Source organism: Sutterella parvirubra YIT 11816 (assembly GCF_000250875.1).
Classification (GTDB): Bacteria; Pseudomonadota; Gammaproteobacteria; order Burkholderiales; family Burkholderiaceae_F; genus Sutterella; species Sutterella parvirubra.
Window position 1 is genome coordinate 1 of the sequence record NZ_JH605002.1, and the last position, 13,469, is coordinate 13,469.

The following is a 13,469-nucleotide window of genomic DNA, read 5'->3' on the forward strand; positions in this document are numbered from 1 at the left end:
ATGACGTACGCGCTCCTCAGCCGGCGTCCGCCTGGGAGGCGTCAGCATTGGCGGCTTCGTCCTCCGTCGTCACCGCCGCGCCGTCGCGAAGACGCACGAGTTGGTTCGTGATGACGACGTCGCCCTCACGGAGCCCCGAGCGGATGATCCAGTCGGCCCCTTCCCAAAGCCCGACCGTCACGGTCTGCGCGCGGGCCTTGCCGTCGCGCACGAGGTAGAGCGCGTAGGTGCCGTCCGGGCGCTGGAGCACGGCCTTCTGCGGGACGCGGAAGACGCCTTCCTCGACGAAGGTTTGCAGACGCACCTTGACGAATTCGCCGGGAAGGAGCGCCGCGCCTTCCTGGACGCGGGCGCGCATCGTGCGGGACCCTAGATCAGCGGTGATCGACTGCGCGACGTAGTCGAGCTTCGCCTGGAGTTCGGTGCCGTCCTTCCTGAAGAGCCGCACGGGGTTCGCGGTCGTGACGGTCGCGCCCGCGAGGTCGCGGTCGGACGGCGCGAAAGTGACCCGCACGTCGTCGTGCTGGGTGACGGTGGTGAGAAGCGTCGTCGCGCTCGTGATGAGGGCGCCGGGGTTGACCTGCGCGCGTTCCGCGTAGCCCGTCGCCGGGGCGCGGACTTCGGTCCAGTCGAGGTTGATCTTCGCGTCGTGCTCGTTCGCCTTCGCGGTGGCGAGCGCATGGCGCATCTGGTTTCTGAGCGAGAGCGCATCGTCGTAGGTCTTCTGGGCGACGGCGCCGGACTTCAATAGCGCGTCGTTGCGCTTCAGCTCACGCTCGGCCTGCTCCAGGTTCGAGGCCGCTTCCTCGCGCTGCGCGCGGGCGGCTTCATACTTTGCGCGGAAGCTCTGCGGATCGATGCGAAAGAGCACGTCGCCCGCTTCGACGAGGTCGCCCTCCTGGTATTCGATCGACTGAAGAAGGCCGCTCACCTGGGCGCGGACTTCGACTTCGCGGCCGCCTTCGGCCTGTCCGAGAATCTCGATCCAGTGCGGCTCGTTCGTGGCGTGCGCGACGTGGGTGGTGACGGGGAGAGGCTTCGCGGGGGTGGGGGCGCGCGCCTCCTTTTGGCAGCCCGTCAGGGCGAGGAGGGCACTGGCGGCGCCCGCGAGGGCGATCAGCTTGCGTCGGTCCATGATGTGCTTTTCTTCTTTTGGGGAAGCGGCGCCCTCATGGCGGGAGGGGGACGGGCGCACTTCCCATTGATACAAACGCTTCAAAGTATGGCGAAGAGGGCGCCGACAAACAATGCCCGAAAGTACTGCTTCCCGTACGCCCCGCAAAGGGGTGTTACGTATTGTAAGCATCAGGACCTCCGCTCAGGTTTATGCGGCACACCGGGAAACCCGAGGACCGGAAGGGCGAAGGACGGGCGAAAAGAAACCCGCTCCGTTGCCGGAGCGGGTCCTCTCATCGATCATGCCGGACCGTGAGGTCCGTCAGAAAATCAGCAGCCGCAGCAGCCCTTCTTTTCCGCGATCTTCGCAGCCCAGAACTTCGGGGCGTTGATGTGGATCGAGTCGCCGGTGTGGTCGACCGCCACCGTGACGGGCATGTCTTCCACTTCGAACTCGTAGATGGCTTCCATGCCGAGGTCGCCGAAGGCGAGCACGCGGCTCTGCTTGATCGACTTGGCGACGAGGTAGGCGGCGCCGCCGACGGCGATCAGGTAGGCGGACTGGTGCTTCTTGATCGCTTCGCGGGCGACGGGGCCGCGGTCGCCCTTGCCGACCATCAGGCCGAGGCCGACGGGTTCGGAGAGCATCATGTCGACGAACTTGTCCATGCGGGTCGAGGTCGTCGGGCCGGCGGGGCCGACCACTTCGCCCTTGCTCGCGACCGGGTCAACCGGGCCGACGTAGTAGATGGCGCGGTTGTGGAAGTCGACGGGGAGCGGTTCGCCCTTGGCGACCATTTCGTTGATGCGCTTGTGCGCGGCGTCGCGGCCCGTGAGGAGCTTGCCCGAAAGCAGGAGCGTGTCGCCCGGCTTCCACGAGAGGATTTCTTCCTTCGTGAGGGTGTCGAGATTGACGCGCTTGCTCTTTTCGACGTCGGGCTTCCAGTCGAATTCGGGGAAGTCTTCGAGCTTCGGCGGGTCGAGGTAGACCGGGCCGGAACCGTCGAGCACGAAGTGCGCATGGCGCGTGGCGGCGCAGTTCGGGATCATGCAAACGGGCTTCGAAGCGGCGTGGGTCGCGTACATCTTGACCTTGACGTCGAGGACGGTCGTGAGGCCGCCCAGGCCCTGCGCGCCGATGCCGAGCGCGTTGACGCGGTTGTAGATCTCCACGCGGAGCTTCTCTTCGTCGGTCTGCGGACCGCGGGCGAGAAGGTCGAGCATGTCGAGGGGTTCGTTGAGCGATTCCTTCGCGAGAAGCGCGGCCTTTTCAGCGGTACCGCCGATGCCGATGCCGAGGATCCCGGGCGGGCACCAGCCGGCGCCCATGTGCGGAATCTGTTCGAGCACCCAGTCGACGATGCTGTCCGACGGGACGAGCATGGCGAGCTTGGACTTGTTTTCCGAGCCGCCGCCCTTCGCGGCGACCGTGATCTCGACCTTGTCGCCCGGGACGACCTGCCAATGGATGATGGCGGGGGTGTTGTCCTTCGTGTTCTTGCGGGCGAATTCCGGCGGGTTCACCGCGGAGAAGCGCAGGACGTTTTCGGGGCAGGTGTAGGCACGGCGCACGCCTTCGTTGATGGCGTCCTCAACCGAGCCCGTGAAGCCTTCCCAACGGACGTCCATGCCGACCTTCACGAAGACGACGGCAAGACCGGTGTCCTGGCAGATCGGACGGTGGCCGATCTGGCAGAGGCGGGAGTTTTCGAGAATCTGGCCGATCGCATCCTTCGCGGCGGGGCTTTCCTCGCGGGCATAGGCCGCGGCCATGTGACGGAGGAAGTCGGCGGGATGGTAGTAGCTGATGTACTGGAAGGCAGCGGCGACGCTCTCGATGAGGTCGTTCTGCTTGATCACCGTGGTCATGGGTGTTTTTCTCCTATGGGTCGTCCTCCGCAGAGCTACTGCGAAGGAAGCAATCAGGCGGCGCGAACTGTCCGTAAGTGGTAGACCGGAAGAGTGGGGCCGATCGATCCGCAGCGTCGTCCGACATGCCGTCGGTCAATCATTCTACGCCCGTGGCCGCGGAAAACAAGCCTCTTGTCGAGCCCATCGAAACGATAGTTTTCGCCGTGAAATAACGGTACCTGCGGAATACCCCTAAGGGAGATCAAGATAACCCTTAGGGTGTATATCTTAAATCAAGGGTTGCCATCCGTAAAAATTTGTACTCGATCAAACTCCCGCGGAATAACTACCCCGTTTAGGGTGGTACGGGAGGACAATTCGGGCGTCCTCTATCCACATGCGAGAAAAGACATGACTCTCGGATTTGACTTTTGGATTCAGCTGATCGTCGTTTTGGCGGCACTGTTCTACGGTGCCCGCAAGGGCGGTATGGGCCTGGGCCTCATCGGCGGTATCGGCCTCATCGTGCTGATCTTTGGCTTCGGGGTTGCCCCGGGCAAGCCCCCGGTCGACGTCATCCTGACGATTCTGGCCGTCGTCTGCGCGTCTGCGACCCTGCAGGCTGCGGGCGGGTTGGACTGCCTCCTTCAGATCGCTGAAAAGGCGCTTCGCCGCCATCCCCGTGCGGTCTGCTACCTGGCTCCGTACCTCTGCTGGTTCCTGACCGTTCTCTGCGGTACGGGCCACGTGGTGTACACGATGCTCCCGATTATTTACGACGTCGCCATCAAGAACGGCATCCGTCCGGAACGCCCGATGGCCGCTTCGACGATTGCTGCTCAGATGGGCGTGATCTGCTCGCCGGCCGCCGTGGCCGCCGTGTCGATGATCGCCCTCCTGGACGGCTATGAAGTCGGCGGCCACGCCTTCGGCTTCACGCAGCTCTTCGCGATCGTGATCCCGTCCGCCATCGTCGGCCTCTTCGCGGAAGCGACCTACTCGGTCTTCCGCGGCAAGGACCTCGACAAGGATGAAGAGTTCCAGAAGCTGATCTCGGATCCGGAACAGAAGAAGTACGTCTACGGTGAAACGACCACGCTCATCGGCGTCAAGTTCCGTCCCGAACAGTGGGCCTCCCTTTGGATCTTCCTCGCGACCGTTGCGGTCGTCGCTGCGCTCGGCATGTTCCCGGATCTGCGTCCGGCCGTCGGCGGCAAGAAGCTCTCCATGACGCTCGCCATCCAGATGTTCATGCTCAGCGCCGGCGCCCTGATGATCATATTCTGCAAGACCCGCGCCTCCGCCGTTGCCAAGACCGCCGTCTTCAACGCTGGTATGGTCGCCATCGTGGCGGTCTACGGTGTGGCTTGGATGGCCGACACGATGTTCGCCGCTCACTTGAACAACCTGAAGGCTGTTCTGACCGAGTGGGTGCGTGAAGCGCCGTGGACCTACGCCATCGTGCTGCTCCTCGTCTCGAAGCTCGTGAACTCTCAGGCCGCCGCCGTTGCGACGATCGTTCCTGTGGCGCTCGCCATCGGCACGCCTCCGGGCCTCGTGGTTGCGTTCAGCTCGGCTTGCTACGGCTACTACATCCTGCCGACCTACCCGTCCGACCTGGCCGCTCTGCAGTTTGACCGTTCCGGCACGACCCACATCGGCCGCTTCGTGATCAACCACTCCTTCATTCTCCCGGGCCTCATCGGCGTCATCACCGCCTCGATCGTGGGTTACTTCCTCGGTCTGGCCTACGGGTACATCTAAAAATAAAAGCTTTAGAGGACAAAAGGAGAGGTGCGCCTCCTCGGGCGCACCAACCGGACCAAGAGAAAGCCCCGCGCAGCCCTGCGCGGGGCTTTTTTACTTAGCCGTGCAGGTCGGTCGTCCTCCCCGCGGGCATGGCGGTGGAGGTGCGGTCACCATGTCTGCGGGCGCTACATTCCGGAAAAAGCCTTCGTCCTCCGGAAAGCCTGCGGTTGAAGGGAACCGGAGGTGCCGACGGGTCCTGAACTGTCAAATCCGGTCGGGCGCGCCGACCCGGTCACCATGTCTGCGGGCGCTACATTTCAGAAAAAGGGTTCGTCCTCCGGAAGGCTTGCGGCTGAAGGGAATCGATGGCGCCGAAGGGCCTTGAGCTGTCAAACTCGGTCGGACCCGCCGACGCGGTCACTATGTCTGCGGGCGCTACATTTCAGAAAAAGGGTTCGTCCTCCGGAAGGCTTGCGGCTGAAGGAAACCGAAGGCGATGAAGGGTCCTGAACTGTCAAACCCGTTTGGGCTCGAAGGCGCGGCCAATAAAAAACCGGCTCGGCCGAAGCCGAACCGGTGGAAGACGAAAGAGCCCGGAAGACTCACTGCATGCCGTCGCGCATTTCCTTGGGCGAGAGGCGGTGGCCGCGCTCCGCGCCCCAGATGGCCGCTTCAAGGCGCGAGCGCACTCGGAGCTTCTTGAGGAGGTGCTTGACGTGGACCTTGACGGTGCCTTCCGAGATGCGGAGCGCCTCGGCGATCTCGGTGTTGACGAGGCCCGACGCAAGGCATCGCAGGATCTGGTATTCGCGGCGCGTGAGAAGCTGCGTGACGTTCTGGTCCATGACGCCCGACGTGCTCGTGGAACGGAGTTGGTCCGCGAGCGCCGAAGTGATCTTCTCCGAGGCGGCCATGCCGCCCGCGGCGACGTTCCGCATCTGGGCGAGGAATTCGTCGATCTCGATCGAGCGCAGCAGGTAGCCGTTCGCCTCGTGCTGGATGGCTTTCAGGAGCGTCGTCGCGCTCTGCGCCGAATTCATCAGCATGACGATGCGGCAGGCGGGCGAGCGGCGCTTGATTTCATCGAGCACGCCGATCGGGTCGAAGGCGGTCGATTCCAGGTTGACGAGGGCGATGTCAGGCTGAAGGGTCGCGAGCGAAAGTCCCACCTGCTCGTCGCCGGTGGCCCCCAACACGGTGAATTCGTCGGAGGCGGCCAGCACGTCGTTGATCGCCTTTCGGAACAAAGGAACGTCGTCAAGAATGAAGACGTTCGGCTTCTTTCGTTCAATCATGGTTGTTCTTCTTGTTTTGAAGGTCAGGCGTGTCGATTGCGGTCGAAATCCTTGACGGCGGCTTCAAGCACGTCCACGCCGGCGACGAAGTCTTCCAACTTCATCGCTTCGTGCGGATTGTGCGAGCCGTTCTGGTTCGCCACGAAGATCATGGCGGTCGGGATGCCGCAGTTGCCGAGCATGGCGGCGTCGTGACCGGCGCCCGACGCCAGGCGTCGGACGGGGAGACCGGCTCGTTCGGCGGCTTCGGCGAGTTTGTCGGAAAGGGGACCGTTCACGCGGGCGGGCGCGGTGAGAAGCGGCTTGTCGAAGATGAATTCGACGCCGCGCGCCTCGCCGATCTTGCGGGCTTCTTCAAGAAGCATGTTGTGGAAGCGCTCCAGCGTCGCGTCGTCAAGGCTCCGGATGTCGATCGTGAAGGTCACTTCGCCCGGAATCACCGAGATGGCGGCGTTCTCGCCCGTGCGGAAGACGCCCGAGGTGAAGACGAGGTCGTCGCCCGCGGCGAGGCGTTCGTCCCAGAGGTCGTCCATGCGGCTCATCAGGCGGCAGGCCGCGAGGAGCGCGTCGTGGCGGTAGCACTTGTCGACGGCGCCGGAGTGGGCCGTTTCGCCCACGACCTTCACGGCCTTGTGGCGGATGTTGCCGCGGATGCCCGTGACGATGCCGGTGCGCACCTTCGGGTCGCTGTCGAGGGTCGGGCCCTGTTCGATGTGAAGTTCCACGAAGGCGGCGATGCGCTTCGGGTCGATGACGGGGGTGCCCGTCGTCAGGCGTTCGGGGCGAAGGCCGCAGCTGCGGATCGCGTCGCCCAGGGTCGTCCCCGCGGTGCGGTGCTTCAGTTCCAGGTCGCTTTCCTTCAAGCGCCCCATCATCCCGAGCGAGCCCGCGTAGGCCTTCCCGAAGAACGAGCTCTCTTCGCAGCGCATCATCAGGACCGTGAAGTCGCGCTCCAACTCGATGCCGTCGTGCTTGATGCGGCGGGCGGTTTCAATCGCGGCGACGATGCCGGCAAGCCCATCGAAGTTCCCGCCCTGCGGGACGCTGTCGGCGTGGCTCCCCGCGACGAAGGCGGGAAGCGCGCGGTTGCGGCCGGGGAGCGTCATCCAGACGCCGCCCGCGTCGTCCTTGCGGATTTCAAGACCCAGGCGGACGCCTTCTTCCGTGAGGCGCTCCAACACCGCCGTTTCCACCGGGCCGAAGCCCTGCCGCGTGACGCCCGGACCGTCCTGAGACATGGCACGAACGTCGTCGAAGAGTTTTCCGACGTAGGCAAGGCTTTCTTCACGGCAGGACGTCATTTCGGTGTTCTCCAAGGGTCGGGGTGCGTGAAAACGCGGCGGGTTGGTCAACCCGGCCGCGGACGCCGGAGAAATATCCCCTGTGGGGTAATCCTCCGGTAACAGTAATACCCCCTATGCTATAGAACATTTGGCTGACCGGGCTACCCTGAAAAACCGGACTTTGACCGTAGATAAAGGAATGGGAGGCCTTTGCGCCGGAGGATCCCGGCATAAGTCCCCTTCTCAGGGTAATTCCGAGTGCGGAGTAGTTCGGCAATGCCAATAATCTGAAGATCCCGGGGCGGGATCCTGACCGTTCCCGTCCGACAAAGGACCCAAATATTGAGGAGTCAAGCGCCATGTCCGATATCTGCGCCTATCACGACCAACTGATCAACGTCCGCCGTCATCTGCACACGATGCCTGAAGAAGGCTGGTGCGAATTCCGCACGACCGCCTATCTCATCGAAACCCTCCGCGGCTACGGCTACGAAGTGCTCACGGGCACGAAGGTGATCGATCCGGAAAGCTGCCTCGGCCGCAATCCGAAGCTCGTCGAGGCCGCGCAGCAGTACGCCCTTGAGAACGGCGTCTCCCAGGCGATGCTCGACGAAATGGAAGGCTTCACGGGCTGCTGCGCCGTCATGGACACCGGCCGCCCCGGCCCCACGCTCGCCGTCCGCTTCGACATCGACTGCATCCCCGTTCAGGAATCGCATGAACCCGACCACAAGCCCGCGAAGGAAGGCTTCGTGAGCGAACGCCCGGGCTTCATGCACGCCTGCGGCCACGACGCCCACATGTCGACGGGCCTCGCGCTCGCGCACTGGTTCGCCGACCACAAGGACGAGATGAAGGGCCGCATCAAGTTCCTCTTCCAGCCCGCCGAAGAAGGCGTGCGCGGCGCGGCCGGCATGGCCGCCTCCGGCATCGCCGACGATGCGGACTTCTTCCTCGCCGCCCACATCGCGATGATGTGCAAGTCGGGCGAAGTCTCGATCAAGCCCTACGGCTTCCTCTGCACGACGAAGCTGGACGTCACCTACCAGGGTGCGCCCGCCCACGCCGGCGTCGAACCCAATGCCGGCAAGAACGCGATGGCCGCGGCCTGCAATGCCTTCGTGCAGCTCCTCGGCATCCCGCGTCACGGCAGCGGCATGAGCCGCATCAACGTCGGCCAGCTCACCGCCGGCGAAGGCCGCAACGTCATCCCGAGCAAGGCCGTCATGAAGATGGAAGTGCGCGGCGAAACGGCCGAAATCAACACCTACATGTACGAGCGCGCCGTCGACATCATCAAGGGCTGCGCGATCGCCCAGGGCTGCGAATACAAGATCGAGAAGATGGGCGAAGCCGTCGACCTCATCAACGACGAAGAAATGGTCGAAGTGCTCCGCAAGGCCGCCGGCGCCGTCAAGGGCGTCACGGTCCGCGACGACCCGATGAACTTCGGCGGCTCCGAAGATGCGACGATCATCGCCCGCCGCGTGCAGGCCAAGGGCGGCAAGGCCGCGTTCTTCGTCCTGGGTGCCGACCGTCCGTCGGGCCACCACACGGCGAAGTTCGACGTCGACGAAAAGGCGCTCGACACGGGCCTTGAGGTCTGGGCGAACGCCGTGACGGCGCTTCTCGCGAAGTAACCGACCGACCCTGCGCGGAGGCTCTCCGAAGCCTTCGCGCGAAAGGTTTTCCGCGTGCCGGCTCCGCAACGGAGCCGGCGCGATCGTTTAGAATACGCAGTCCTTTTCCGGGGTCGGCCCTCCGCGTGGAAGCGTGTCCGCCCCATCAGTCCGCGGCGCACGTTCCGCCGCCCGTATCTCACACACTCGAAGGAAGCATCATGGCCGGTCATTCCAAGTGGGCCAACATCCAGCATCGCAAGGGCCGTCAGGACGCCAAGCGCTCGAATCTCTGGACGAAGCTGGTTCGTGAAATCATCGTCGCCGCGCGCATGGGCGGGGGCGATCCGGATACGAATTCCCGTCTGCGCCTCGCGCTCGTGAAGGCCCGCGGCGGCAACGTCCCGAAGGACACGATCCAAAACGCGATTCTGAAGGGCACCGGCCAGTTGGAAGGCGTCTCCTACGAGGAAATCCGCTACGAAGGCTACGGCCTCGGCGGCGCCGCCATCATCATCGACTGCACGACGGACAACCGCGTGCGCACCGTCGCCGACGTCCGCCACGCGCTCTCGAAGCACGGCGGCAACCTCGGCACCGAAGGCAGCGTTTCCTTCATGTTCAAGCACGCCGGCGAATTCTTCTTCGCCCCGGGCACCGCGACGGAAGACGCCGTGATGGAAGTGGCGCTCGAAGCCGGCGCCGACGACGTCGTGACGGATCCGGAAGACGGCTCGATCGAAGTGACGTGCGAACCCGAACAGTTCGACGCCGTCTCGAAGGCCTTCGAAGCCGCCGGTATGACGCCCGCCCTCTCCGAAATCACCTACAAGCCTCTGAACGAAACGAAGTTGGAAGGCGCCGACGCGGTGAAGATGCGCAAGCTCATCGACGCGCTCGAAGACCTCGACGACGTTCAGCAGGTCTACACTTCGGCGGTCTTCGACGACGAAGACGAGGAATGACCGAAGTCTGATTGGACCGAAGACGGTCCGGCATCGACGGGAGCCCACCGGCTCCCGTTCTTCTCATCTACGGGTCGAAGGGGCCTGCGTCCCCGTCCCGATTACCCCCAAAGGTTTCCCATGAATCTTCTTGTGGTTGGCAGCGGCGGCCGCGAACACGCACTCGCCTGGCGTCTTCTTCAGAGCGACCGCGTCCGCAAGGTCTACGTCGCCCCGGGCAACGCCGGCACGGCCCTCGAACCCGGTCTTGAAAACGTTCCGCTCACCGACATCGGCGAGCTGATCACGTTCGTGCGCGAGCACGACGTCGCCTTCACGCTGGTCGGCCCCGAGGCGCCGCTCGCCGCGGGCATCGTCGACCGCTTCCGCGAAGCCGGTCTCGCGATCTTCGGGCCGACGCAGGCCGCCGCGCAGCTCGAGAGCTCGAAGGACTTCGCCAAGGCCTTCATGAAGCGCCACGGCATCCCGACCGCCGACTACGAGAGCTTCACCGACGCCGAAGCCGCCCACGCCTACGTCGCGAAGAAGGGCGCGCCGATCGTCATCAAGGCGGACGGCCTCGCCGCCGGGAAGGGCGTCGTCGTCGCGATGACCGAAGACGAAGCCCACGCCGCGATCGACATGATGCTGGCCGGGCACGAGTTCGGTAACGCGGGCGCGCGCGTCGTCATCGAAGACTTCCTCGACGGCGAAGAAGCCTCCTTCATCGTCATGGTCGACGGCGAGCACATCCTCCCGATGGCGACCTCGCAGGACCACAAGCGTCTTTTGGACGCCGACCAGGGTCCCAACACCGGCGGCATGGGCGCCTACTCGCCTGCGCCCGTCGTCACGCCCGAAATCCACGGCAAGGTCATGCGCGAAATCATCCGCCCGACCGTCGCGGGGATGGCGGCGGACGGCATCCGCTACACGGGCTTCCTCTACGCGGGCCTCATGATTTCGAAGGCCGCCGACGGCTCCCCCGTCGTGCGCACGCTCGAATTCAACTGCCGCATGGGCGACCCGGAAACGCAGCCGATCATGGTGCGTCTGAAGAGCGACTTCTCGGTGATCGTCGAGAAGGCGATCGCGGGCGAACTCGACCAGATCGAGGCCGAATGGGACCGCCGCACGGCCTTGGGCGTCGTCTGCGCCGCCCGCGGCTATCCGGCGAAGCCCGAAAAGGGCGCCGTCATCACCTCGCTCCCGAAGGACACGCCCGAGCAGAAGGTCTTCCACGCGGGGACGAAGCTCGACGCCGAAGGGCGCCCCGTCGTCTCGGGCGGGCGCGTGCTCTGCGTCGTGGGCTTGGGCGAATCCGTCGCCAAGGCCCAGAAGGCGGCCTACGCCGCCGCGGATGAAGTCGCGTTCGACGGCATGCAGATGCGCCGCGACATCGGCTACCGCGCGGTGAACCGCTGAGGACGTCTCTGAGGCGTCCGGCCGACCGGCACCCAAGGCCCCGCAGGGATGGAAGCCCCGCGGGGCTTTTTCGTGCGCGCCGGACGCCGAAAACGTTGCCGCTTGTTGCCCGCAGGCGCGATTTTGAGAAGCCCCCCTCGTCGGACGCGCCGTTCTTTGCTAAGGTTCTCCTACGAACAGCAATTCTTTCGGAACCGCCGCTTATGGGTCTTTCGGGTCTACTTAGCCTTCAACGATCGGTCGCCGGCCTCGCCGCCGCGCTCGGGCTCGGCTATGCGGGCGAGCTCCTCGCGGAGCCGCCTCTGCCGATGGCCTATCCGGGGAGCCTTCTCGAAGCGCCCGCGACGTTGGAAGAGCCCCCGGCGGACTTCGTGAGGCTCGGCAAACCCGTCGTGCGCCTCGACGTGACGACCTTGGAGGAGGCGGCGGTGCTCACGAACGGCACGCGGCTTCGCGAAGGCCGCGGCGTCTTCGCGCGCGACATCATGTGCCTCTCGGGGACCGAGGACGGGCGCCCCGTGCTCGCGTGGCTCATCGCCAGCGACACGGTGCGCGTGAGCGAAGTGCAGCTCTTCTGGGGAGACGAACCCGATGAGGGCGTGCCGGGCGGAGAAGCCCCGAGGGTCTGCCGCAGGCTCGCTCCCGAGCACCTCCCCATCCGCTTGGGGAAGATCGGGCTCGGGATGACGAAGAAGGACGTGTGGGAGTTCGTCGGCGCGCCTTCGCACGTCGCCGAAGACGGCTGGCACTACTGGTTCTCGCAGCGGTTCCTGCGAAACGCACGCAACCTCCAGGAGCTGGAGCTCAACTGGCTTGCCGTGCGGTTCGACGACGAGGGGCGCGCCGAGCGCGCCTTCATCTCGCTCGTGAAGAATCCGTAAGGAGGATTTCGCCATGACGGTTCGCGGCATCGGAATTTTGGGCGGGACGTTCGACCCCATCCATGCGGGGCATCTGCGTGCGGCGCACGCGGCGCTCTCCGCCTTCGGGCTCGCCCGGATCGACTTCGTCCCGGCCGGAGACCCCTGGCAGAAGGCCGAGGTGACGCCGGGGATCCACAGGTTGGCCATGCTTCGTCTTGGGGTAGAATATGAACCCCGCTTCACCGTGAACACCTGCGAGCTGGAGCGCACCGGACCCACCTACACGGTCGATACGCTGCGCGCGATGCGCGAAGCCGTCGGCCCCGCGATGCCGCTCGTGCTCATCATCGGCGACGATCAGTGGGCGAACTTCCATACCTGGAAGGACTGGGAGGAGATTCCGGCGCTCGCGCACATCGCGCACGTGGCGCGAAACGGCGCCACGGGCGAAGCCGACGGGGCCGTGCTGGAAGCCTTCCGCGGGCGTGAAACCGCGCCGGAGAAGCTCACCGAAACGCCCGCAGGCGGCGTCTGCCGCTTCGAGATGCCGCCCACCGACGCGAGAAGCGAGGTGATCCGCAAGCTCGTGCGCGAGCTCCCCTTCGCCGAGGCGATGCGCCGCATCGAGGGGTGGATCTCGCCCGATACGGCCGAACACATTCTGAGGCACGGCCTCTACGGCGCGCACCGCGCCTGAACCGAACACACAAAAAAGCTCATCAAACCGGGCGGCGCTCCGTGGGTGCCGCCCCAGGGACATTGTCATGAATACCGAAGAACTCACCCGCCTCGTCGTCGAGGCCCTCGAAGACGTGAAGGCCAAGGACATCAAGGTCTTCAACACCGAAAAGCTCACCGACCAGTTCGAACGCGTCGTCATCGCCTCGGGTACCTCGAACCGCCAGACCCGCGCGCTCGCCTTCTCGGTTTCGAGCAGCGTCAAGCAGGCCGGGGGCGACGTGATCGGCATGGAAGGCCAGGACACGGGCGAATGGGTTCTCGTCGACTGCGGCGCGGTCGTCTGCCACTGCCTGCAGCCGGCCGTGCGCGAGTACTACAACCTCGAAGAGATCTGGGGCGGCCGCGAAGTCTTCATGCAGGCCGTGCAGGCGCATGAGCCGGGCGAAGAAACGCACCTGATGCCCCACCGCGAGCATCACTGATGCGGATCCGCATCATCGCGGTCGGTCAGCACATCGCCGACTGGGCCGATCAGGCGACCAAAGGCTACCTCGCGCGCTTTCCCCGCGGCTTCCAGGTGGAGTTGAAGGAAATCCGCACGGAGCCGCGCGCGGGTCAGACGCCCGCGAAGCTGATGGCGGCC

At 64.9% G+C, this 13,469-nt stretch carries 11 protein-coding genes and 1 pseudogene; 8 read left to right on the forward strand and 4 right to left on the reverse strand.

Annotated features, from left to right (window positions below):
* Window positions 1–16: 16 nt before the first annotated feature.
* Both HMPREF9440_RS07785 and HMPREF9440_RS07790 read right to left on the reverse strand, forming a co-directional pair.
* Window positions 17–1,135 carry an efflux RND transporter periplasmic adaptor subunit gene (locus tag HMPREF9440_RS07785; protein WP_008543094.1) on the reverse strand — a complete coding sequence of 373 codons (1,119 nt, stop codon included), beginning with the start codon at window positions 1,133–1,135 and terminating at the stop codon, window positions 17–19.
* Window positions 1,136–1,446: 311 nt separating this feature from the next.
* Entirely contained in the window at window positions 1,447–2,985 is a 1,539-nt protein-coding gene (locus tag HMPREF9440_RS07790; protein WP_008543095.1) for a fumarate hydratase, read from the reverse strand.
* 393 nt (window positions 2,986–3,378) lie between these two features.
* Here HMPREF9440_RS07790 and HMPREF9440_RS07795 point away from each other — a divergent pair, with 393 nt between their 5' ends.
* A complete protein-coding gene (locus HMPREF9440_RS07795; RefSeq protein ID WP_008543096.1) occupies window positions 3,379–4,731 on the forward strand; it encodes an anaerobic C4-dicarboxylate transporter in 1,353 nt (450 codons plus the stop codon).
* 587 nt (window positions 4,732–5,318) lie between these two features.
* Here the strand turns inward: HMPREF9440_RS07795 and HMPREF9440_RS07800 are convergent.
* Entirely contained in the window at window positions 5,319–6,011 is a 693-nt protein-coding gene (locus HMPREF9440_RS07800; protein ID WP_008543099.1) for a LuxR C-terminal-related transcriptional regulator, read from the reverse strand.
* A 23-nt stretch (window positions 6,012–6,034) separates the two neighbouring features.
* A complete protein-coding gene (locus tag HMPREF9440_RS07805; protein WP_008543101.1) occupies window positions 6,035–7,312 on the reverse strand; it encodes a hydantoinase/carbamoylase family amidase in 1,278 nt (425 codons plus the stop codon).
* A 341-nt stretch (window positions 7,313–7,653) separates the two neighbouring features.
* On the opposite strand from HMPREF9440_RS07805, the gene HMPREF9440_RS07810 reads away from it, so the two are divergent.
* From HMPREF9440_RS07810 to HMPREF9440_RS12115, 7 genes and pseudogenes are all read left to right on the forward strand, one after another.
* Window positions 7,654–8,934, forward strand: a complete 1,281-nt coding sequence (locus HMPREF9440_RS07810; RefSeq protein WP_008543102.1) for an amidohydrolase — start codon at window positions 7,654–7,656, stop codon at window positions 8,932–8,934.
* A 200-nt stretch (window positions 8,935–9,134) separates the two neighbouring features.
* Window positions 9,135–9,878: a YebC/PmpR family DNA-binding transcriptional regulator gene (locus HMPREF9440_RS07815; protein WP_008543103.1), complete on the forward strand. Its 744-nt coding sequence runs from the start codon at window positions 9,135–9,137 to the stop codon at window positions 9,876–9,878.
* A 120-nt stretch (window positions 9,879–9,998) separates the two neighbouring features.
* A complete protein-coding gene (gene purD / locus HMPREF9440_RS07820; protein WP_008543104.1) occupies window positions 9,999–11,282 on the forward strand; it encodes a phosphoribosylamine--glycine ligase in 1,284 nt (427 codons plus the stop codon).
* A 203-nt stretch (window positions 11,283–11,485) separates the two neighbouring features.
* A complete protein-coding gene (locus HMPREF9440_RS07825) occupies window positions 11,486–12,163 on the forward strand; it encodes a hypothetical protein (protein ID WP_008543105.1) in 678 nt (225 codons plus the stop codon).
* A 13-nt stretch (window positions 12,164–12,176) separates the two neighbouring features.
* Window positions 12,177–12,842 carry a nicotinate (nicotinamide) nucleotide adenylyltransferase gene (nadD, locus tag HMPREF9440_RS07830; RefSeq protein WP_008543106.1) on the forward strand — a complete coding sequence of 222 codons (666 nt, stop codon included), beginning with the start codon at window positions 12,177–12,179 and terminating at the stop codon, window positions 12,840–12,842.
* A gap of 67 nt (window positions 12,843–12,909) precedes the next feature.
* On the forward strand, window positions 12,910–13,308 hold the full coding sequence (gene rsfS, locus HMPREF9440_RS07835; protein WP_008543107.1) for a ribosome silencing factor: 399 nt from the start codon (window positions 12,910–12,912) through the stop codon (window positions 13,306–13,308).
* Window positions 13,308–13,469 (forward strand): annotated as a pseudogene (locus HMPREF9440_RS12115) (23S rRNA (pseudouridine(1915)-N(3))-methyltransferase RlmH); the annotation flags it as partial. The gene rsfS and the pseudogene HMPREF9440_RS12115, both read left to right, overlap by 1 nt.